We start from the raw sequence: 21,901 nt of genomic DNA, 5'->3' as shown, positions 1-21,901 counted from the left end.
TCGAAGGACCCGGCGCCCCCACCGCCGTATACAGAAACCGCCCCGTCAGGAGTGCGAGAGCCCGGCGCCCCCGGGCCTGCGTATCCGCTCCTGCGACCGCGCCGCCGCACGTGCCTGGCGACGGGCCCGGCGGCGCTCCCGCCGCAGGGTGCGGGCGGTGCTGCTGGGCACCGACACCACGCCGTTGCGCTGGTGCCAGACCTGGCGGGTCACCCACACGTCCACCGCGCTCCACGTCGCCACGACCGTGCTGACCAGGCTGCTGATGACCATCGGGAACGCCAGCCACGACTCGGCCAGCGTGCACAGCACGGCCACCATGGCCTGTATCAGCGTCAGCGAGATGATGATCACGGCCCGCACCGCGGACGTCCGCACCGGATCGGGCAGCCGACGGCGTTTTGTCGGCTCCTCGATCCACAACGGCCGGTAGTAGACCGGTTCCTCGGTCCTGTCCCTCGCCGGACGCGAGATCACGTCCGCCCCTGTCTCCACCGGAATGTCGCGATCCGGTGCCTTCAATCCGCCCCGCGGCTCCCGCGCACTCGCCACGGCGCCGTCCTCGGGCGCCTCGTGCCGCTCCGCCGTGCCCATCATCGTGTCACTCCCCACCGCCTGGCAGACCACCTGTCCCGGTCCGAAGACCCGACTCCCCATTGGCTGCCCGGCTTGCGCTGAATTACGCCGCCCGGGTGCGGGATGCGGCTCGTGTGGCCGATTCCGCCCCCATTTCCCGTAGAGAAGGACGAACGAGACGTCCCGAAGATTCCCACGGGGCGAAAACTTCCGGCCAACACCGGGTGCCGTGCCGTCGTACCCGCCCGACCGGCCAAGTCCGCCCCGGTGGACACAATCTCCCGCAATGAGCGGACAACTCCCCCTGCCGTGTCCCGCCTTGTCGCGACCCCGGACGTTCGCCCTCCGGACAGCTCTTCGAGTTACCAGTGGGTCAGTAGTAGGCTCGCGCCGTTTGTTGACGTACATGTGCACCCCCTGCCGGTGGGGGTCGAGCTGGGGGAGGCCATGCGCTTTCGCGGGAAGTCCATCCGCAGGAAGATCGTGGCGCTGCTGCTCGTGCCGTTGGTGTCCCTGACGGCCATCTGGGCCCTCGACACGGCGGTCACGGCACGCGAGGCCGACCGGGTGTTCACCGCGTCCTCGGTCGTCGAGGACGTGGGCTACCCGGCCGAGGACACCGTCCGTGTCCTCCAGCAGGAGCGCCGCCAGACACTCGTCCATCTCGCCGACCCCCGGGACTCGGACGGCCTCGCCGCGCTGCGCCGCAGCCGCGGCGCCACCGACGAGGCCGTCGCGGCACTGCGCAGGAGCGCCCGGGACCCGGACGTCCGCGACGCGATCGGCTCGGACACCGGCGAGCGGCTCACCGCGGTCCTCGACGCCTTCGACGGCATGGACTCCCTGCGGCGCAGCGTCGAGGACGGCACCGTCAACCGCGCACAGGCCCTCGACCTGTACAACCGCCTGGTCGACCCCTGCTTCGTCCTGCTCGCCAACCTGCACGCGGTCGACGACGTCGAGCTCGACAAGCAGTACCGCGCCCTCGTCAACCTCTCGCGCGCCCGTGAACTCCTCGCCCGCGAGGACGCGCTGCTCGGCTCCGCACTCGTCGTCGGCACCCTCACCCGCGCCGAGATCCGCGACGTCACCGACCTCGTCGCCCAGCGGAACCTGATGTACGACGTCAACCTCCCGCTGCTCCCCACCGCCGAGCGCGGCCGCTACGAGCGCTTCTGGAAGAACGCGGAGACCGCCCCCCTGCGGGTCGCCGAGGAGTCCGCACTCTCCTCCGGCGGTGGCAGGACCGAGAGCGGCGACGCGAGCGACTGGGACAAGGCCGCCGGACACGTCCTCGGCGGACTCGGCACCCTCAACGACGAGGCCTCGGACCGCTATCAGGACCGTGTGCGGCCCATCGCCACCGACGCCATCGTCCGGCTCGTCCTCGCCAACGCGCTCGGACTCGCCGCGCTGCTGATCTCGCTCATCGTGTCCGTACGCATCGGCCGCGGCCTCATCCGCGACCTGCGCCAGCTGCGGCTCGACGCCCACGAGGCGTCCGGTGTCCGGCTCCCCAGCGTGATGCGCCGCCTGTCCGCCGGCGAACAGGTCGACGTCGAGACCGAGGTCCCGCACCTGGAGTACGACAGGAACGAGATGGGTGAGGTCGGCCAGGCCCTCAACACCCTCCAGCGCGCCGCCGTCGAGGCCGCCGTCAAGCAGGCCGAACTCCGCTCCGGCGTCTCCGAGGTGTTCGTCAACCTCGCCCGCCGCAGCCAGGTCCTGCTGCACAAGCAGCTCACCCTCCTCGACACCATGGAACGCCGTACCGAGGACACCGAGGAACTCGCGGACCTGTTCCGCCTCGACCACCTCACCACCCGGATGCGCCGGCACGCCGAGGGCCTGGTCATCCTCTCCGGCGCCGCCCCCTCCAGGCAGTGGCGCAAACCCATCCAGCTCATGGACGTCGTCCGCGCGGCCGTCGCCGAGGTCGAGGACTACGAGCGGATCGAGGTCCGCCGCCTGCCACGCACGGCCGTCACCGGACCGGCCGTCGCCGACCTCACCCACCTCGTGGCCGAACTCCTGGAGAACGCCACCGTGTTCTCCCCGCCGCACACCGCCGTCCAGGTCATCGGCGAGCGGGTGGCCAACGGATTCACCCTGGAGATCCACGACCGGGGACTCGGCATGGCCGCCGAGGCGCTCCTCGACGCCAACCTGCGGCTCGCCGAGACCCCCGAGTTCGAGCTGTCGGACACCGACCGCCTCGGCCTGTTCGTGGTCAGCCGGCTCGCCCAGCGGCAGAACGTCCGGGTCTCCCTCCAGACTTCGCCCTACGGCGGCACCACCGCGGTCGTCTTCATCCCCGACTCCCTCCTCACGGACGAGGTCCCGGACACCAACGGTGTCGGCTTCCGTCTGGACCGGCCCCGCCCCGCCAAGGACGCCCGGCTGGACGACGGCCGCCGCGCGGCGCTGTCCCAGATGCCGGTGCAACTCCCCGGCCTGCCCGCCTCGCTCCTCGACGGACCCGTCGAACTGGAGGCGCCGGTCGGCATGGAGGCGCCCGTCGACCTGGACGCCATCGAGCAGTTCCCCGGCGTACTCGACAACGAGGACAGCGAGCGCGGCGTACTGTTCCGCGCGCGCCGCCACCTCACCGAGGACGGCACCACCGGAACCCCGCCACGCGCGCCGGAGACCACCCCGGGTCAGGGCGGTCCGGACGACTCCGGCGCCCCCGTCCCGCTGCCCCGGCGCCAGACGCCCAAGCTCGTCAGCTCCCACGGCCGCCCGGTCACCGACCAGCGCCTCCGTCGCCAGACCCCGGACGACGACGCGGCCACCGAACTTCCGGGGCTCCCCGCGCGGCGGCCGGTCACGGGTCCCGTGCGGCGTACGCCGGGAGCCACGGGGCTTTCGGGGGCCATGGGACCTCTGGGCGGCCCCGACTCCGGTCCGGGCACGGAACGGGGCGACAGCGCCCTCGGCGCGGGCACCGAGCCGTCCGCCGGGCCGCCCGCCCTTCCCCGCCGTACACGCGGAGCCGCGGAGCCGCACCGGCCCACCACGACGGCGACCGACGGACCGGTCGGCACCGGGGCCGGGGACGGACTCGACTCCGGCGGTCTACGAGACTCGGGCGGTCTACGAGACTCGGGCGGTCTACGAGACTCGGGCGGTCTACGGGACTCCAGCGACCTACGCGACTCGGGCGGCCTTCGTGACTCCGGGGGCCTGCGTGGCTCAGGGGGTCCACGGGACTCGGGCGGACTTCGCGACACGCCGGGCCCGCGTGACTCGGGGGACTCTGGAAGCCTGCGTGGCTCCGGACGCTCCGGAGGCGCCCCCGCGACCGGCGATCCCCGTACCGCAGGCGCTCACCCCGGCACCGGCACCCCCGGCACCTCCGGCACCTCCGGCACCGGCACCCCCGGCACCCCCGGCACCTCCGGCACCGGCACCCCCGGCACCTCCGGCACCTCCGGCACCTCCGGCACCGGCACCCCCGAGAACCCGGCAGGGCCCGGTTTCGGCACGCTGCCCCGCCGTGTCCGGCAGGCCAATCTGGCGCCGCAGCTGAGAAACTCACCCGAGCGGCGGCCCGAACCTCCGGCCGAGCCCGTCGAGCGGGACGCCGACGAGGTCCGCAGCCGTATGGCCTCGCTCCAGCGCGGCTGGCAGCGGGGCCGCGACGAAAACGCCGCGGGCGACGACGTCCAGGGCGGCACAGCACCACAGGGAACCACTAAGGGGGACGGTCGATGACCGCACCGAAGCCGACCGACCACAGCGCGAACAAGTCGGGCGAGCTCAACTGGCTCCTCGACGACCTCGTGGACCGCGTCGCGAGCATCCGCAAGGCCGTCGTCCTCTCCGGGGACGGGCTGGCGACCGGCGTGTCCGACGGCCTGACGCGGGAGGACGGCGAGCACCTGGCCGCCGTGGCCTCCGGATTCCACAGCCTCGCCAAGGGGGTGGGCCGGCACTTCGAGGCGGGCAACGTGCGCCAGACCGTCGTGGAGCTCGACGACGCGTTCCTGTTCGTCACGGCCGCCGGCGACGGCAGCGCCCTGGCCGTGCTCTCGGACGCCGACTCCGACGTCGGGCAGGTCGCGTACGAGATGACACTGCTGGTCAAGAGAGTCGGCGTACATCTGGCCGCCGCTCCACGCACCGATCTGTCCTCCGGCGGGTAGTGGGATGGCATGAACGCAGACGGTGAGGAAAGAAGCCACTGGTTCGACGACGAGGCGGGACCGGTCGTCCGGCCGTACGCGATGACACGTGGCCGCACCCATCACGCGGCCCAGCACCGCCTCGATCTGATCGCGCTGGTCGTCGCGGAGACCCAGGGGGACGACCCGGACACCGACGGGTCGTTGTCCCCGGAACACGTCGACATCGTCGAACTGTGCCGTGACGCCCCTCAGTCCGTCGCCGAACTCGCCGCCGAACTCGACCTGCCGGTGGGCGTGGTGCGGGTACTCGTCGGCGACCTCGTGGACAACGAGTTCGTCCACGTGAACCGCCCCGTGCCGCCCGCCGAGCTGCCGGACGAGAGCGTGCTGCGCGATGTGATCAACGGCCTCCGGGCGCTCTGAACCGAGCCCCGGAGTCCGCCGTCGCGCCCCCACCGGATCAACTGCCGCACACGCTCTGCCGATATGATCTGACGCATCGTCGACGACCATCCGCGGACCCGAGCACGGCGGCCCGCGGACACGCGATCCCCACCGAGCAGGAGAAGAGATCGATGAAGTTCGGGCGATCCGAGCGTGGCAAGCCACCGGTCGAGCCCGTCACGCTGAAGATCCTGGTGGCCGGCGGCTTCGGCGTCGGCAAGACCACCATGGTCGGCGCGGTCAGTGAGATCCGGCCGTTGCGGACGGAGGAACTGCTCACCGAGGCAGGGCGTCCGGTGGACGACATCAGTGGCGTGGAGGACAAGCACACCACCACCGTCGCCATGGACTTCGGCCGTATCACCCTGCGCGAGGACCTCGTGCTGTACCTCTTCGGCACGCCGGGCCAGGAGCGGTTCTGGTTCATGTGGGACGAGCTGACCGAGGGAGCCCTCGGCGCGGTCGTCCTCGCCGACACGCGGCGCCTGGAGGACTGTTTCGCCGCGGTCGACTACTTCGAGCGGCGCTCGATACCGTTCGTGGTCGGCGTCAACTGCTTCGAGGGCGCGGACCGTTACCCCGCCGACGCGGTCCGCCAGGCGCTCGACCTCGACGAAGGCGTTCCCCTGGTGCTGTGCGACGCGCGCGACCGGGAGTCCGTCAAGGACGTCCTCATCGCCGTGGTCGAGCACGCGATGGAGTTCACGGCCAACCGCCGCCAGGCGGTCTCCACCTGAGCCCCACGCGCCGGTTCGGACACTCCGGACCGGCGTACGCGGCCCGTACCCCCGCCGACCGGGGTACGGGCCGCTGTCCCGAGGCGGAGGATCACCCCGCGCCGTTCTCCTCCCAGCCGAAGCTCTTCTCCACCGCCTTGCGCCAGTTGCGGTACTCGCGCTCGCGCACCGACGCCTCCATGGCGGGTGTCCACTCGACGTCCTTCTGCCAGTGCGACTTGAGTTCGTCGAGGTCGTTCCAGACGCCGGTGGCGAGTCCGGCCGCGTAGGCCGCCCCCAGGCAGGTCGTCTCGGAGACCCGGGGCCGGATCACGGGCACGCCGAGCACATCGGCCTGGTGCTGCATCAGGAGGTTGTTCCTGGTCATGCCTCCGTCCACCTTGAGGGTGGTGATGTGCACACCGGAGTCCTGGTACATCGCGTCCACGACCTCACGCGTCTGCCAGCTCGTCGCCTCCAGCACGGCCCGCGCGAGATGCCCCTTGGTGACGTACCGGGTCAGCCCGGTGACCACCCCGCGCGCGTCGGAGCGCCAGTACGGCGCGAAGAGGCCGGAGAACGCGGGCACGATGTACGCGCCGCCGTTGTCGTCGACGCTCGCCGCCAGTGTCTCGATCTCGTCCGCGCTGCGGATGATGCCGAGCTGGTCCCGGAACCACTGGACGAGCGCGCCCGTGATGGCGATCGACCCCTCCAGGCAGTACACGGGCGCCTCGCCGCCGATCTTGTACCCCATGGTCGTCAGCAGCCCGTTCTTCGACGGCACCGGCCGGTTGCCCGTGTTGAGCAGCAGGAAACTGCCGGTGCCGTACGTGTTCTTCGCGGTGCCCACGTCGTAGCAGGCCTGCCCGAAGACCGCCGCCTGCTGGTCGCCCAGCGCTGACGCGACCGGTACGCCCGAGAGCTGGCCCACGGCGGTGCCGTACACCTCCGCCGAGGACCTGATCTCCGGGAGGATCGCCTCGGGGACGTTCATCGCGGCCAGGATCGAGGAGTCCCACTGGAGGGTCTCCAGGTTCATCAGCATGGTGCGTCCGGCGTTGGTGACGTCGGTGACGTGCCGGCCGCCGTCGGTGCCGCCGGTGAGGTTCCAGATGAGCCAGGAGTCGATCGTGCCGAAGGCGATCTCGCCGTGCTCGGCGCGGGTCCTGAGGCCGGGCACGTTGTCCAGCAGCCAGGCCGCCTTGGGGCCCGAGAAGTAGCTCGCCAGCGGCAGCCCGGTCTGCTCGCGGAAACGGTCCTGCCCGTCGGAGCCGCCCAGTTCGTGGCAGAGCGAGGCGGTGCGGGTGTCCTGCCAGACGATCGCGTTGTGCACCGGCTTGCCCGTCGCGCGGTCCCACAACACGGTCGTCTCGCGCTGGTTGGTGATGCCGAGAGCGCTCAGCTGGTCCGCACGCAGCCCGGCTTTGGCGAGCGCGCCGGCGACCACGGCCTGCACCTTGGACCAGATCTCCGTCGCGTCGTGCTCCACCCAGCCGGGCTTGGGGAAGATCTGGCGGTGCTCACGCTGGTCGACGGCGACGATCGCGCCGCCGTGGTCGAAGACGATGCAGCGGCTGGAGGTGGTGCCCTGGTCGATCGCGGCGACGTACTTGTCGGCGTTGTCGGTCATTGCTACCCCTTGGGCTCGGTTCAGAAGGCTGCGTTGTAGATGAGGCCGGCGAGCGCCCCTCCGGCCAGCGGGCCGACCACCGGCACCCAGGCGTAGGCCCAGTCGGACGTGCCCTTGTTCGGGATGGGCAGGAAGCTGTGGACGAGACGGGGACCGAGGTCGCGGGCCGGGTTGATGGCGTAGCCGGTGGGCCCGCCGAGCGAGAGACCGATGCCGACGACCAGCAGCGAGACGATCAGTACGGTGGTGCCGGACTGGCCGAGCCCCTCGGTCAGCCCGAACGCGAGGACCGGCAGCACCAGGGCGACGGTCGCGATGATCTCGGTGACGAGGTTGGCCACCGGGTTCCGGATCTCCGGGATGGTGGAGAAGATCCCGAGCGTGGGAGTCGGCTCGTCCGCGGAGTTCTCCTCGGGCACGTTGGCCTGGAACTGCGCGAGATACACGAGATACGCCAGCACCGCGCCGAGCACGGCACCGACCATCTGCCCCAGCACATAGACCCAGACCTTGCCCCACTCCCCGGTGTCGACCGCGATGCCCAGGGTGACGGCCGGGTTGAGATGCCCGCCGGACAGGGGCGCGGCGGTGTAGGCGCCCGCCAGCACACCGAATCCCCAGCCGAACGCGATCACGATCCATCCCGAGGCGCGGGCCTTGGAGTACTTCAGGGTGACCGCGGCGCAGACGCCGGCGCCGAAGAGGATCAGGATCGCGGTTCCGATGATCTCGCCGACGAATATGTCTCCGTTGCTCATGACGGCTCCTAGGGGCTGTGCCCTGTCCCGGGGTGTTCGACCCCGGCTCGGCTCCCTGCCGGGCGCGTTTCCGGTGGCTCTGGTGGCTCCCGTGACTTCCCGTGGCGGCTTCCGCCGGAGACGGGACGGTCCCACGCCCCGCCCGGCGGCCGTGTCGAGCGTGCCGGCAGCCGTATCACCCGTGGGGGAGTGGACCCCTGCGTCGGGAAAGACCCGCGGCGCGTGCCGGAATGCGCCGAGATGTACGGCGATGTCGACTGACACCGGAAGTGTTCACCGAGGCCCATAAGGCGTCAAGGTCGCGGACACCAACGGTGACAGGCGGCTCCCGACGAGTCGCCCGACCACCCTCAACGACCGGTACGGCAGGGGCGGTTGCCGGCCGGGTCCGGCTCAGCCCAGTCCCGGCTCCACCACCGCGTAACCCGCCGGCCCGGACGCCGGCCCCGCCCCACGCCGGACCTCGTGCCCCACCAGCCCCGCCCGCCCCAGCACCCAACTCGCCCCGCTTAGTGCCTTGGCGGCCTTCTTCAGCGGCGCGAGACACGCCGCCGCCTGCCGGTGGTCGGCCACACTGCCGGGCAGGCACAGCACCGTCGCCAGCGACAGCGTGACCCGAAGACCGCCCGCCGACCAGGGCTCGTCCAGCACCACCGCCGCCAGCGGCTCAAGGCCCTCCGGATCGGCCAGGACCAGGAAGTCGTCCCCGCCGATGTGCCCCACCCGCGTGCTGCCGTCCGCGGCTCGCTGCAACACCCGCCCCACCGACCGGATCAGCTCGTCCCCGGCCGCGAACCCCGCCCCGTCGTTGACCTGCTTGAAGTGGTCGACGTCGAGCCAGCTCAGCGCGAAGGTCCGCCCGTCGGCGATCCGCCGGTCCACCTCGGCGGTGATCGCGTCGGAACCCGGCAGCCGGGTCAGCGGATTGAGCCCGGCCGCCTCCTCCACCCGCGTCTCCGACAACGCCCGCACCAGATCCGCGAGTCGTACGACGCCCACACAGCGTCCGTAGCCGTCGACGACCGCCACATCGTCGGACGTACGGGCGCGGTCGCCGTCGGCCACCACGTCCAGCACCTCCCAGGCGGTGGCGTGCACCCCCACCGTCCGCGGCGGATCACCCAGCTTCGACGCGGGCCGGTCGGCGTAGAGCGCGTGTCCGTAGCGGCCCGACATCGACAGCAGGAACCGCGAGCGGTGCACCGACCGCACGGGCACCCCGTCCCGGTCCACCAGCAGCACCCCGGAGATGTCCGGCGACCCGGTCAGCAGCGCCCGCACCTGTGCCGCGGACGCGTTGTCCGGCAGCAGCGCGGCGGGCCGTACGAACTCCCGCACCGACGGACCGGAGCGCGGCAGCGAACCGGCCGCCGGGGCGAGCGGCGGCACGTACACGTCCGCGACGGGCAGCCGGGACGGCGGTGCGAACAGCTCCCCCTGCGCCAACTGTGCCCCGGCCGCCCGCGCCGCCGCGCACTGGAACTCCGTCTCGACGCCCTCGACGGCCAGCAGCGCCCCCAACTCCTCGCACAGGGTGCGCATCGCCTTCACCGCCGCGCTCCGCGCCAGCAGCGACGCGTCGAGCTTCACCAGGTCGGGCGCCATGTCCGTGAGCAGCCGCAGCGGTACATCGCCGTCTCCCACCCCGTCCGCGCTGAGCCGGAAGCCCTGCTGCCGCAGCGCGCCCACCGCCTCCAGCAGGGCGTGGTGCGGCACGTGCGTGTAGGGCGGGCTGACGTCGACGGTGACCTCCCACGGCAGCCGCCCCGCCCGGCGCACCGCGTCGTGCAGCGGGGTGAGCCCGCCGAGGTCCGCGAGCGTGCCCGCGAACACGTTGACGTGCAGCGGCATCATCGTCTCCTTGCGCACCGCCGCCCGCACCGCCAACACGGCCATCGCTCCGTCGAGTTCAGGGTCGCGGCGCGCCTCGGCGAGGATGTCGCCGGACTCCGGGCGGGCCAGGATCTCCAGTGCGGCGATCCCTCCGGTGGTCAGATTGACCACGGGCTGGAACGCGAAGCGGAGAGAATCCGTCCAGGAGCGCACGGCAGCATGATGGCGCCAAAGGCCTACGCCCAGGGGCAATTCATAAGACGTTCACGCACCATTCCTGGGTGCTGACGCGGCGTACGAATACGCCGTTCGCCCAGGTGGTGGACGCGCGCGACTCCGCAGGCACGACGGAAACGCGAGCGTGCGTACGACTCTCGGGTGCCCTACCGGCACCCCGCCGTTCACCGTACGGCGACGACCGCCGAACCGTGCCCGAACAGTCCCTGGTTGGCCGTGATCCCCACACGCGCCCCGGCGATCTGCCGGTCACCCGCCTCGCCCCTCAACTGCCAGGTCAGCTCGCAGACCTGAGCGATCGCCTGGGCCGGCACCGCCTCCCCGAACGACGCCAGTCCGCCGCTCGCGTTCACCGGTATTCGCCCGCCGGGAGCTGTGGCCCCCTCGCGCAGCAGCTTGGCGCCCTCGCCCGCGCCGCAGAGCCCGAGATCCTCGTACCACTGCAACTCCAGTGCGGTGGACAGGTCGTACACCTCCGCCAGGGACAGGTCCTCCGGTCCGACGCCCGCCTCCTCGTAGGCGGCACGCGCGATCGCCGTGCGGAAGGGCACCGGATCCGGCTCGACCGCCACCGCGGAGTCCGTCGCGATGTCGGGCAGATCGAGGACCGTGTTCGGATAGCGCGGGGTCACGGTGGACACCGCGCGGACCCGCACCGGGTCCCCGGCCCCGTGCCGGCGCGCGAAGTCCATGCTGGACAGCACCACGGCCGCCCCGCCGTCGGACGTCGCGCAGATGTCCAGCAGCCGCAGGGGATCGGCGACCACCGGCGAGGCGGCCACCTCGTCGGCCGTGACCCGCTTGCGGTAGCGCGCGTGCGGATTCAGCGCCCCCATCGCCGCGTTCTTCACCTTGACCCGGGCGAAGTCCTCCGGCGTGTCCCCGTGCAACGCCATCCGCCTGCGCGCGTACAGCCCGAAGTACGTCGGATTGGTCGCCCCCAGCACACGGAAGCGCAGCCAGTCCGGGTCGTCGGGCCGGTCCCCGCCCGCCGGCCGGAAGAAACCCTTGGGCGCGGCGTCGGCCCCGACGGCGAGGACCACGTCGGCGAGCCCGGCGAGAATCTGTGTCCGCGCGGTGTGCACCGCCTGCGCCCCCGACGCACAGGCCGCGTAGACACTCGCGACGCGGGCCCCCTGCCAGCCCAGCGCCCTGGCGAACGACGCTCCCGCCACATACCCCGGATAACCACCACGCACAGTGACCGCGCCGACGATCGAGCCGACGTCCCGCCACTGAAGGCCGGCGTCCGCCAGCGCGGCCCGCGCCGCCACCACCCCGTACTCGGCGAAGCCGCGCCCCCACTTGCCCCACGGGTGCATCCCCGCGCCGAGCACCGCCACGTCCCTCGTCATACCGCCACCCCCGTCGGCCGCCAATGCCAGGTCAACCAGGTCGTCTCCGCGTCCTCGTACAGCACGCCGGAGACGGCCTCCACCTCCATGCCCACCGCCAGATCCGCGACGGTGGTCCCCGGAACCGCCTGCCCCAGCACCACAATCCGCTCGGCGGGCAGTTCTACAGCGATCAACGTGTACGGCTCCCACGGAAGTTCCGGGTTCGTCACGTAGGGTGACGGAGGCTTGTACTGGCTGTCCGTGTACGACCAGACCCGACCGCTCCGCGACAGCGGTACCTCCGCGAGATCACCACCCGTGCAGCCGGGGTTGCGGCAGTGGACGTCCTCGCGCGGGAAGAAGACCGAGGCGCAGCCCGAACACCGTGTGCCCAGCAGCCGGAAGCCGTCCCCGTCGCCGGTGAACCAGCCGTCCACCACCGGAGTGCGTGTACGCGACAAAACCCCTCCCGGATGCCGAAACTGACGACCCGTCAGAAGTCTGTCACGCGGACCCACCCACGGGGAGAGGGCGACAGAGCCAATCCGGACACGCCGACGCCGACCGCACCCGATCACTTCCCCCGGACACCACGCTCCTGATAGACGCAGGGGGCATGACACGACTCTCCACCGCGGTACGAGCCGTGGCCGGCACCTTCGCGGCCCTGCTGGCCCTCACCGTCACCCCGGCCACCGCCACGGCCACCCAGGAGCCCAAGGCCCCCGACGGCTTCGTGGCACTGCGCACCGTGGACCCGACGATCATCGAGGAGATGCGCTACGTCACCCCGCACAACTTCGTCGGTGAGCCCGTCGACGGCTACCGGCAGCCGCTGTGCATCCTCACCCGCCCCGCCGCCCAAGCCCTCCACAAGGCCCAGCGGAAACTCCTGCGCCAGGGCTACACACTCAAGGTCTACGACTGCTACCGCCCCCAGCGCGCGGTGGACCACTTCGTCCGCTGGGCCGAGGACCTCGACGACCAGGCCATGAAGCGCGAGTTCTACCCCTCCGTCGACAAGACCCGCCTGTTCATCGACGGATACATCGCCGAGAAGTCCGGCCACAGCCGCGGCTCGACCGTCGACCTCACCATCGTGAAGCTCCCGGCCCTCCCGACCAGGCCCTACGTCCCCGGCGAACCCCTCGTGCCCTGCTACGCCCCCCGGTCCGAGCGCTTCCCCGACAACTCCGTCGACATGGGCACGGGCTACGACTGTTTCGACACCCGCTCGCACACCCTCGACCCGCGGATCCAGGGCAAGCAGCGCGCCAACCGCCTGCTCCTGAAGACCACCCTCGAAGACCTCGGCTACGTGAACCTCGCCGAGGAGTGGTGGCACTTCACCTTCAAGCCCGAGCTCTACCCGGACACCTACTTCGACTTCCCCGTCTCCTGGAAATCCCTCACCAGGACCCACTGACACCGCGCGGAGAAGACGTCCTTCACGTGATCGGATACAGTCCGCGACGTGTCCGATAATCAACACTCCATCTCCAACTCCGCGCCGAACTCCCACTGTTCGAGCTGCGGATCGCCCTATGGAGAGGGCATCACCGGCTGGCCCCGCACATGCCGGGCGTGCGGGGCCGTGGCCTACCGCAATCCCACGCCGGTCGCGGTGGCACTCCAGCCGGTGTACGACACGCAGGGCACCGCCCTCGTCGTCATCACACGAACCATCGCTCCCGGGCGGGGCGGCATCGCGCTCCCCGGCGGCTTCATCGACGACCGCGAGGACTGGCGCCACGCGATCGTCCGCGAGCTGAAGGAGGAGACGGGCATCGACGCGGCGAGCCGCGACGTCCGGCTCGCCGACGCCATGAGCTCGCCCGACGGGCATCTGCTGCTGTTCGGCCTCCTGCCGGAACGCCCCGCCGACGGCCTGCCCCAGTCCGCCGCCACGGACGAGACAGCGGGCTGGCACCTCCTGCGCAGGGCCGAGGAACTCGCCTTCCCTCTGCACACACTGGCCGCCAGGGCCTGGTTCGAGGGCCGCTACTGACCTCAGCCCTCCGACAGTCCCCGCACACGCACCGGGTGGGACGGCTCGACCGGGCCGTCCTCCCGCTCCCGCTCCACCACCACCTCCGAGCCCTCCCAGCGGGTGAAGTACCGCTCCATCTCCGGCTCCTCCCACCCGTCGCCACCGTCGGGCACCACAAGACCGCTCCCGGTACGCCCCCGCGCGGGAGCCCACACCTCCAGCTCCAGACCGCCGTCCTCGCCCCGCACGGGAAGGACGGCACCCGCGCGTACCAGCACCGGAATCCGCGCCAACGGGGCATCCACCAGCACCTGCCCGGGCCCCTCGTACACCTTCTCCGTCGCCGTGTCGTACCAGCGCCCACGCGGCAGCTGCACCGCCCGCCGGTCCGCCCCCGGGTCCAGCACCGGCGCCACCAGCAGACTGTCGCCCAGCAGGAACGCGTCCTCGCAGTCACGCAGCGCACGGTCCTCGGGAGCCCCCCACCACAGCGGTCGTACATAGGGCGCACCCGTCCGCCGTGCCAGATGCGCCAGCGTCACGAAGTACGGCAGCAGCCGCCTGCGCTCGACCAGCGCCTCGCGCGCGTGCTCCAGTACCTCGGGCCCGAACTCCCACGGTTCGCGGCGCCCCGCCCGCAGGCTCGCGTGCGTGCGGAACAACGGCAGATGGGCGCCCAGCTGGACCCAGCGCAGATACAGCTCCGGCGACGGACTGCCGTCAAAACCACCCACGTCCGGCCCCGAGTACGGCACCCCGCACAGCCCCAGCCCCATCACCAGCGACAGCGACGCCCGCAACCCCGGCCAGCCCGTCGCGACATCCCCGGACCAGGTCCCCCCGTACCGCTGCATCCCGGCCCAGCCCGACCGCGAGAAGACGAACGGGCGCAGCTCCGGAGCGAGTTCGCGCAGCCCCTCGTACGCCGCCCTCGCCATACCCAGCGCGTAGACGTTGTGCGCCTCCCGGTGATCACCGCCACGCCCCTCCAGGGCGTGCCGCGCCGACCTCGGCAACGTCGACTCGCCGAAGGCCGCGAACGACGTCGGCTCGTTCATGTCGTGCCAGAAACCCGAGAAACCCTGCGCCAGACGCTCCTCGTACAGCCGGCCCCACCACTCCCGCACGCGCGGGTGCGTGAAATCCGGGTAGACCGACTCGCCGGCCCACACCACACCCCGCACGACCCGGCCCGACGCGTCCCGGACGAACGCGTCCCGCGCCGCCCCCGCGTCGTGGACCGCGTTCCCCGGCTCCGCCTTGACCGCCGGGTCGACGATCGACACCAGCCGGATCCCCTCCCCCCGCAGCTCCTCGGCGAGCCCGGACAGCTTGGGGAAGTGTTCCTGGTCCACCGTGAACACCTGGTGCTCGTCGTAGTGGTCGATGTCCAGATGCACCGCGTCGAGCGGCAGCCCGTGCTCCCGGTAGCCCGCCACGATCCGCCGCACCTCCCGCTCACCGCCGAACCCCCACCGAGCGTGGTGGTACCCCAGCGCCCACGACGGCGGCAGCGCGGGCGGACCGGTGAGCGCCGCCCACGACAGCAGCACGCGCGCGGGCGTACCCACCATCACCCAGCAGCGCAGCGGACCGCCGTCCATCCGCAGCTCGCTCGTGCCCGGCCGGTCGTGCCCCGACCCGGCGCCCTCCTCGCCGTGGGACAAGGCCACGGACCCGTCCCAGGAGGAGTCGTAGAAGATCAGATGCGTCGACGCGTCGGCCACCACCAGCTGAAGCGGCATCGTGATGTACAGCGGATCGTCGGCCCGGCCGAAGGCCCGCCCCGGATCGGTGTTCCACAGCCGGTACGTCCCGTCCTTGAGCCGCGGCCCCGACGCCCGCCCGCCCAGCCCGAAGAACCGCGCGTCGGCCGCCACCTCGGAACGCTGCATCCAGCGGGCCGCACCGCCGTCGACCGGCTCCCACCAGCGCGGCGGCTGCTCCCGGCGCAGCGTCACACCTCCGGGCGTACGCACCTCGACCGCTCCGTGCCGGGAGATCACGATCGTCACCCGCTCGGCCACCACCCGCCAGCCGCCGTCCTTGTCCGGCTCCAGCAGCGCCCGCGGATCAGGCTCGGGACAGGCACCGGTCAGCGCGTACGACGGTTCGGGAGCGGCCCCGTCCCAGCCCCAGAACACCGTCCCGTTCGCCGCGACCATGATCCGCAGATCCGAGCGGGCGAACCGGATCAGACCCCCGCCAGGCCCCGGCTCCACGTCCTGCACGGGCCCCGGCACACGCGCGCGTTCCGCGCCCCGCCGCGGCAGCGCGGCGGCATCGGCCCGCCTGCTCCGCCAAGCGGCCCTCACGGTACGCAACCCCTGGGCCGCGCCAGCAGCACCCATCGACTTCACCGAACGCACCAGGTCACGACCATCCATGCTGCTCAGCCTGCCATCGGCAGACCCCGGCCGGTGCATCGTTCAACTGTCGTTCACCCGTGCCAGGACCACATCTTCATGACCGAGACTATGTGCGGAGCGCCCTGGTGCGGGAATCGATCAGATGGCATCGTCCCTGTCAGCCGTGTCACTCGCCACCAGCGCGTACACGAGCGACGCAACGACGCGCAGAGTCCGGGAGCCGCACATGTCGACCGCCACCCCCCAGCCGCTCTGGGAACCCGATCCGCACCTCGTCGCCGAGGCACGGATCACCAAGTTCCAGGCCTGGGCGGCCCAGTACCACGATGCCCCCGCCGACGGCGGCTACGCGGCACTGCACCGCTGGTCCGTGACCGACCTGGAGGCCTTCTGGAAGGCCGTCACGGAGTGGTTCGACGTACGTTTCTCCACGCCCTACGCGCGCGTGCTGGGCGACCGCGCCATGCCGGGCGCCCAGTGGTTCCCCGGAGCCACCCTCAACTACGCCGAGCACGCCCTCCGCGCGGCGGGCAGCCGCGCGGACGAGACAGCCCTCGTCTGCGTCGACGAGACACTCGACACCCGGTCCGTCACCTGGGCCGAACTGCGCCGCCAGGTCGGCTCCCTGGCAGCCGAACTGCGCGCCCTCGGGGTGACCCCCGGAGACCGCGTCTGCGGCTACCTGCCCAACATCCCGCAAGCCGTCGTCGCCCTCCTCGCCACAGCCGCCGTGGGCGGCGTCTGGACGTCCTGCGCCCCCGACTTCGGCGCCCGCAGCGTCCTCGACCGCTTCCAGCAGGTCGAACCCGTCGTCCTGTTCACCGTCGACGGATACCGCTACGGCGGCAAGGAACACGACCGCCGCGACACCGTCACCGAACTCCGCGCGGAACTGCCCACCCTGCGGGCCGTCGTCCACATCCCGCTGCTCGGCACCGAAGCCCCACAAGGCGCCCTGGAATGGTCGGCCCTGACCGCCGCCGACGTGGAGCCCGTCTTCGAGCAGGTGCCCTTCGACCACCCCCTGTGGGTGCTCTACTCCTCCGGCACCACGGGCCTGCCCAAGGCCATCGTCCAGTCCCAGGGCGGCATCCTCGTCGAACACCTCAAACAGCTCGGCCTGCACTGCGACCTCGGCCCCGAGGACCGCTTCTACTGGTACACGTCGACCGGCTGGATGATGTGGAACTTCCTCGTCTCCGGCCTGCTGACCGGCACGACGATCGTCCTGCACGACGGCAGCCCCGGCTATCCCGACACCGGCGCCCAGTGGCGCGTCGCCGAACGCACCCGCGCCACCCTGTACGGCACGTCGGCCGCCTACGTCATGGCCTGCCGCAAGGCAGAGGTGCACCCCGCGCGGGACCACGACCTCTCCTCGGTGCGCTGCGTCGCCACCACCGGCTCCCCGCTGCCGCCCGACGGATTCCGCTGGCTCCACGACGAGGTCCGTGACGACCTGTGGATCGCCTCCGTCAGCGGCGGCACCGACGTGTGCTCCTGCTTCGCCGGCGCCGTACCCACCCTGCCCGTCCACATCGGCGAACTCCAGGCGGCCTGCCTCGGCACCGACCTCCAGTCCTGGGACCCCAGCGGCAAGCCCCTCGTCGACGAGGTCGGCGAGCTCGTCGTCACCAACCCCATGCCCTCGATGCCGATCCGCTTCTGGAACGACCCCGACGGCCGCCGCTACCACGACAGCTACTTCGACACCTACCCCGGCGTCTGGCGCCACGGCGACTGGATCACGCTCACCTCACGCGGCTCCGTCGTCATCCACGGCCGCTCCGACTCCACGCTCAACCGCCAGGGCGTACGCATGGGTTCGGCCGACATCTACGAAGCCGTCGAACGCCTCCCCGAGATCAGGGAATCACTCGTCATCGGCGTCGAACTGCCCGACGGCGGCTACTGGATGCCGCTCTTCGTGCACCTCGCCACCGGAGCACAGCTCGACGACGCGCTCCTGACGAGGATCAAGCGGACGATCCGCGCCGAGCTGTCCCCCCGCCACGTCCCGGACGAGGTCATCCAGGTCCCCGGCATCCCGCACACCCTCACCGGCAAACGCATCGAGGTCCCGGTCAAGCGACTGCTCCAGGGCACCCCGCTGGAAAAGGCGGTCAACCCCGGCTCGATCGACAACCTCGACCTCCTCCACTTCTACGAGCAGCTCGCCCGCAAACGCGCCTGAGTCACACGGGGTGACAGCGATCCGGCTCCCCGGCGCCATTGTCAGTGCCGTCAATTACTCTGAGTGAGCATTGATCGACCGCACTGATCGTCTGCACACGGGGGAACCATGACCAACACCGACCATCGGACCATGCGACGCGTCCTGAACCGCGAACTCGCCGGCACCATCGGCCTGCTCACCGACGAGCACGACTTCCGGGCGATGCGCCGCTACCGCACCTTCACCTTCGACGACCACCGGACCTACCTGCGCCAGGTCGAACTCCTGCTCAGGACACGCGCCTCCGAGGGCAGCCACACCACGGTCGCCCTCTTCGACCCACAGGAGTACGCCGAGTTCTGCACGGAAACGGGCCTGGACCCCGACGTCCCGTCCAGCCGCACCCGCTACACCGCCGAACTCGCCGCCACCGGACCGGCCCTGGCCTACGAGGGCCAGCCACTGGACGACCTCGTCCCCGCCCTCGTCGACGAAGCCGTCCGCCAGGCGACCTGGGAGTACGCCTCCACACTCCTGGCCCGCCTCGGCGCCTGCGCCACCTGCGGCGAGGACGTCGGCCGCGCCGCGTTCACCCGGGCCTCCGCCCTCCTCGTCCGCGTCCTCGACACATCCCCACCGGGCAACCGACATCTCGTCTGTACGGTTTCCGGCACACCGGAAATGGTCGTCGCCGTCCTCCACGCCGACGAGGACAGCACCGGCACCACCCAGCTGGACGAGGCCGAGACCCTGGAGTTCACCACGGTCCTGGCCCTCGGCATCGCCACACAGAGGCCCGGAGGACTCGTGATGCGCACCAGCGCACCGGGCACCACCGACCGGATCTACGGATGGCGCCTGCGCGGTGACGGACTCGAACCCCTCACGGCCGGCGAGGTGTTCGACGCCTACTGCACCGACATCGAGTCCGGCGACCTCGTCTCACCGGAATCAGGTGTCGACTACTGCGTCCCACCCGACCTCGGAGAGGACGGCGATCCGGCACCGGGACACCACCACTGAACGCGAGAGGGGCTTCCCACCACATGGTGGAAAGCCCCTCGGCGACCGATCCGGCCGGCCCGCCGACTACTCGCCGGACAGCACCGCCTGCGCGGCCTGCCGCGCGTCATCGGCACTGTCCGTCGCGCGCGCGGCCGCTGCGGCCCGCTCGCACTGCGCCAGCGTGTACTTCGCGAGCGTGGCCCGTACATAGGGAATGGACGCGGCACCCATAGAGAGGGAGGTGACACCCAGACCGGTCAGCACACACGCCAGCAGCGGGTCGGACGCCGCCTCACCACAGACACCACAGCTCTTGCCCTCGGCCTTCGCGGACTCGGCGGAGAGCGCGACCAGGTCGAGCAGCGCCGGCTGCCAGGGGTCCTGCAACCGGGACACGGCACCGACCTGACGGTCGGCCGCAAAGGTGTACTGCGCCAGGTCGTTGGTCCCCAGCGACAGGAACTCGACCTCCTGCAAGATGGAACGCGCGCGCAGAGCGGCGGACGGAATCTCCACCATCGCGCCGAACTTCGCCCGCAACCCGGCCTCACGGCACGCGTCGGCGAAGGCCCTGGCGTCCGTCCGGTCGGCCACCATCGGCGCCATGACCTCGAGGTAGACCGGCAGCCCCTCCGAGGCCTTGGCCAGTGCGGTCAGCTGAGTGCGCAGCACGTCCGGGTGGTCCAGCAGCGAGCGCAGCCCCCGCACACCCAGCGCGGGGTTCGGCTCGTCGGCCGGCGTCAGGAAGTCCAGCGGCTTGTCGGCACCGGCGTCGAGCACCCGCACCACGACCCGGCCCTCGGGGAACGCCTCCAGCACCTTTCGGTAGGCCTCGACCTGCTTCTCCTCGGACGGCGCGTTCTTGCTGTCGTCCAGGAACAGGAACTCGGTACGGAACAGACCAACGCCCTCGGCACCGACCTCGACCGCGGCAGGCACATCGGCCGGTCCGCCGATGTTGGCCAGCAGCGGGACCTTGTGACCGTCGGCGGTGGCACCCGGACCGGTCGACGCCGAGAGCGCGGCCTTGCGCTCCGCCGCCGCGGCCTGCAACTGCACCTTCTTGTCCGCGGTGGGGTTCACAAACACTTCACCGGTGCTGCCGTCCACCGCGATCATCGTGCTCTCGGCCAGCTCACCCGCACCGGGCAGCGCCACCACGGCCGGCACACCGAGCGCCCGCGCCAGAATCGCGCTGTGGCTGGTCGGCCCGCCCTCCTCGGTGACGAACCCGAGCACCAGGGTCGGGTCAAGCAGCGCGGTATCGGCCGGCGCCAGATCACGGGCGACCAGCACATACGGCTCGTCACTGTCGGGGACACCCGGCATCGGAACCCCGAGCAGACGGGCGACGATACGATTCCGCACATCGTCGAGGTCGGCCACCCGGCCGGCGAGGTACTCACCGGCACCCGCCAGCAGCTCGCGGTACGAGGCGAAGGCGTCGTACACGGCACGCTCGGCCGTGCTGCCGACCGCGATCCTCCGGTCCACGTCCGCCATCAGTTCCGGGTCCTGCGCCATCAGCGCCTGCGCCTCAAGCACCGCCTGGGCCTCGCCCCCCGCCAGATTGCCGCGCGCGACCAGGTCGGCCGCCACGGCCTCAACGGCCTTGCGAGCGCGCCCCTGTTCGCGCTCCGCGTCCTCCGCCGGGATCTGCTTGGCGGGCGGTTCGAGCACCGCCGTTCCCATGTGCCGAACCTCGCCGATCGCCACACCGTGGCTCACGCCGACGCCTCGCAGCGTTGTCTCCATCTCACCCGTCTCCGATAGTGCGGCGGCCCGTGCCGCCATGGTGGTTGCCCTGCTGACCGTCATACGACGGCGACGACGTCTCTTCCGGAGGAAGACGTCACTTCCAGAGGAAGAGGGTGTCGCCCGCCTTGACGTCGCCGTCCTCACGGAGCTCGGAGAGCGCCTCGGCCGTCGCCTCCAGTGCCACGATCGGGCACACCGGCGACTTCCCGGCGGCCTCGACGGCCGCCGGGTCCCAGCGCACGACGGACTGGCCGCGCGTGACGGTGTCGCCCTTGTTCACCAGCAACTCGAAACCCTCACCGTTGAGCTGCACGGTGTCGATACCGAGGTGGGTCAGCACACCGTGCCCGTCGGCGTCGACCACAACGAAGGCGTGCGGGTGAAGTGAGACGATGACACCGTCGACGGGCGACACCGCCTCGCCGGCCTCACGCACAGGGTCGATGGCGGTACCCGGGCCGACCATGGCTCCGGAGAAGACCGGATCCGGTACCTCGGCCAGTCCGACGGCGCGTCCTGCGATCGGGGACGTCACGGTGGTCATGGGCAGCCTCCCAGGGGCGGAGATTCATATGGGCCGTCACTACCTGTCCCGGACGGCGCACTGTTCAGCAGGGTATGTCATATGAAGTCCCGGTTCCCCACGAGAGGGTCGGGTCCGCGGCCCCAGTGCCCGGCGCTAATCGATTTGCGCCTGCTCCGGCGCCGCCTGTACAGTCGTACTCCTGCTTGCGGCCGAGCAACGCACTAGCGACTCAGTCCGGCAGCATCCAACTTGTCAGATCCTATCTCGGGGCCGACTTCTGCATGCTCGCAGGAGGGTGGTCAGAGGGCCGGAAAAACACTGATAGAGTCGGAAACGCAAGACCGAAGGGAAGCCCGGAGGAAAGCCCGAGAGGGTGAGTACAAAGGAAGCGTCCGTTCCTTGAGAACTCAACA

The 21,901-nt window shown here is 71.2% G+C and carries 17 protein-coding genes; 8 read left to right on the top strand and 9 right to left on the bottom strand.

Annotated features, from left to right (window positions below; translation table 11 throughout):
• Positions 1 to 45 precede the first annotated feature (45 nt).
• The gene (locus tag ACIQAC_RS19545) at positions 46 to 594 is read right to left on the bottom strand and encodes a hypothetical protein (protein WP_402193396.1); all 549 of its coding nucleotides are present in this window, start codon (positions 592 to 594) and stop codon (positions 46 to 48) included.
• Positions 595 to 1,023: 429 nt separating this feature from the next.
• Between ACIQAC_RS19545 and ACIQAC_RS19540 the strand changes: the two genes are divergently transcribed.
• The 4 genes from ACIQAC_RS19540 (at position 1,024) to ACIQAC_RS19525 (ending at position 5,887) form a co-directional block, all read left to right on the top strand.
• Entirely contained in the window at positions 1,024 to 4,293 is a 3,270-nt protein-coding gene (locus tag ACIQAC_RS19540; RefSeq protein WP_402192741.1) for a nitrate- and nitrite sensing domain-containing protein, read from the top strand.
• Positions 4,290 to 4,724, top strand: coding sequence for a roadblock/LC7 domain-containing protein (locus ACIQAC_RS19535; protein WP_402192739.1), 435 nt, complete (start codon positions 4,290 to 4,292; stop codon positions 4,722 to 4,724). Before ACIQAC_RS19540 ends, ACIQAC_RS19535 begins: the two co-directional genes overlap by 4 nt.
• Before the next feature lie 9 nt (positions 4,725 to 4,733).
• Positions 4,734 to 5,129, top strand: coding sequence for a DUF742 domain-containing protein (locus tag ACIQAC_RS19530; protein WP_402192736.1), 396 nt, complete (start codon positions 4,734 to 4,736; stop codon positions 5,127 to 5,129).
• Positions 5,130 to 5,281: 152 nt separating this feature from the next.
• Positions 5,282 to 5,887 (top strand): GTP-binding protein, encoded by a 606-nt coding sequence (locus ACIQAC_RS19525; RefSeq protein ID WP_402192733.1) that lies wholly within the window; start codon positions 5,282 to 5,284, stop codon positions 5,885 to 5,887.
• 91 nt (positions 5,888 to 5,978) lie between these two features.
• On the opposite strand, the gene glpK is transcribed toward ACIQAC_RS19525, so the two are convergent.
• From glpK to ACIQAC_RS19500, 5 genes are all read right to left on the bottom strand, one after another.
• Complete coding sequence (gene glpK / locus ACIQAC_RS19520; RefSeq protein WP_402192731.1) at positions 5,979 to 7,499, bottom strand: glycerol kinase GlpK; 1,521 nt, start codon at positions 7,497 to 7,499, stop codon at positions 5,979 to 5,981.
• Between the two features lie 20 nt (positions 7,500 to 7,519).
• A complete protein-coding gene (locus ACIQAC_RS19515; protein ID WP_402192728.1) occupies positions 7,520 to 8,257 on the bottom strand; it encodes an MIP/aquaporin family protein in 738 nt (245 codons plus the stop codon).
• A gap of 393 nt (positions 8,258 to 8,650) precedes the next feature.
• Positions 8,651 to 10,303: an EAL domain-containing protein gene (locus ACIQAC_RS19510; protein ID WP_402192726.1), complete on the bottom strand. Its 1,653-nt coding sequence runs from the start codon at positions 10,301 to 10,303 to the stop codon at positions 8,651 to 8,653.
• Positions 10,304 to 10,491: 188 nt separating this feature from the next.
• Positions 10,492 to 11,682 carry a lipid-transfer protein gene (locus tag ACIQAC_RS19505; protein WP_402192723.1) on the bottom strand — a complete coding sequence of 397 codons (1,191 nt, stop codon included), beginning with the start codon at positions 11,680 to 11,682 and terminating at the stop codon, positions 10,492 to 10,494.
• On the bottom strand, positions 11,679 to 12,104 hold the full coding sequence (locus ACIQAC_RS19500) for a Zn-ribbon domain-containing OB-fold protein (RefSeq protein ID WP_402193394.1): 426 nt from the start codon (positions 12,102 to 12,104) through the stop codon (positions 11,679 to 11,681). The genes ACIQAC_RS19505 and ACIQAC_RS19500 overlap by 4 nt, the downstream gene beginning before the upstream one ends.
• 176 nt (positions 12,105 to 12,280) lie before the next feature.
• Here ACIQAC_RS19500 and ACIQAC_RS19495 point away from each other — a divergent pair, with 176 nt between their 5' ends.
• Together ACIQAC_RS19495 and ACIQAC_RS19490 are read left to right on the top strand one after the other, a co-directional pair.
• The gene (locus ACIQAC_RS19495) at positions 12,281 to 13,090 is read left to right on the top strand and encodes a M15 family metallopeptidase (protein WP_402192721.1); all 810 of its coding nucleotides are present in this window, start codon (positions 12,281 to 12,283) and stop codon (positions 13,088 to 13,090) included.
• A 48-nt stretch (positions 13,091 to 13,138) separates the two neighbouring features.
• Positions 13,139 to 13,672 (top strand): NUDIX domain-containing protein, encoded by a 534-nt coding sequence (locus ACIQAC_RS19490; RefSeq protein ID WP_402192718.1) that lies wholly within the window; start codon positions 13,139 to 13,141, stop codon positions 13,670 to 13,672.
• Positions 13,673 to 13,674: 2 nt separating this feature from the next.
• Here the strand turns inward: ACIQAC_RS19490 and ACIQAC_RS19485 are convergent, their stop codons facing one another.
• Positions 13,675 to 16,041, bottom strand: coding sequence for a glycoside hydrolase family 31 protein (locus tag ACIQAC_RS19485; protein WP_402192716.1), 2,367 nt, complete (start codon positions 16,039 to 16,041; stop codon positions 13,675 to 13,677).
• Positions 16,042 to 16,249: 208 nt separating this feature from the next.
• Between ACIQAC_RS19485 and ACIQAC_RS19480 the strand changes: the two genes are divergently transcribed.
• Both ACIQAC_RS19480 and ACIQAC_RS19475 read left to right on the top strand, forming a co-directional pair.
• Positions 16,250 to 18,217: an acetoacetate--CoA ligase gene (locus ACIQAC_RS19480; RefSeq protein ID WP_402192714.1), complete on the top strand. Its 1,968-nt coding sequence runs from the start codon at positions 16,250 to 16,252 to the stop codon at positions 18,215 to 18,217.
• A 108-nt stretch (positions 18,218 to 18,325) separates the two neighbouring features.
• Positions 18,326 to 19,222: a hypothetical protein gene (locus ACIQAC_RS19475; RefSeq protein WP_402192711.1), complete on the top strand. Its 897-nt coding sequence runs from the start codon at positions 18,326 to 18,328 to the stop codon at positions 19,220 to 19,222.
• Between the two features lie 66 nt (positions 19,223 to 19,288).
• Here ACIQAC_RS19475 and ptsP read toward each other — a convergent pair whose 3' ends face one another.
• Together ptsP and ACIQAC_RS19465 are read right to left on the bottom strand one after the other, a co-directional pair.
• On the bottom strand, positions 19,289 to 20,959 hold the full coding sequence (gene ptsP, locus ACIQAC_RS19470) for a phosphoenolpyruvate--protein phosphotransferase (protein ID WP_402192709.1): 1,671 nt from the start codon (positions 20,957 to 20,959) through the stop codon (positions 19,289 to 19,291).
• 97 nt (positions 20,960 to 21,056) lie between these two features.
• Positions 21,057 to 21,506 carry a PTS glucose transporter subunit IIA gene (locus ACIQAC_RS19465; RefSeq protein WP_402192707.1) on the bottom strand — a complete coding sequence of 150 codons (450 nt, stop codon included), beginning with the start codon at positions 21,504 to 21,506 and terminating at the stop codon, positions 21,057 to 21,059.
• Positions 21,507 to 21,901 lie beyond the last annotated feature (395 nt).

Origin of the sequence: Streptomyces sp. NPDC088387 (genome assembly GCF_044753385.1) — a bacterium.
Taxonomy (GTDB): Bacteria; Actinomycetota; Actinomycetes; order Streptomycetales; family Streptomycetaceae; genus Streptomyces.
The sequence above is the reverse complement of the archived record's forward strand: the minus strand, read 5'-3'. Positions and strand labels throughout refer to the sequence as shown.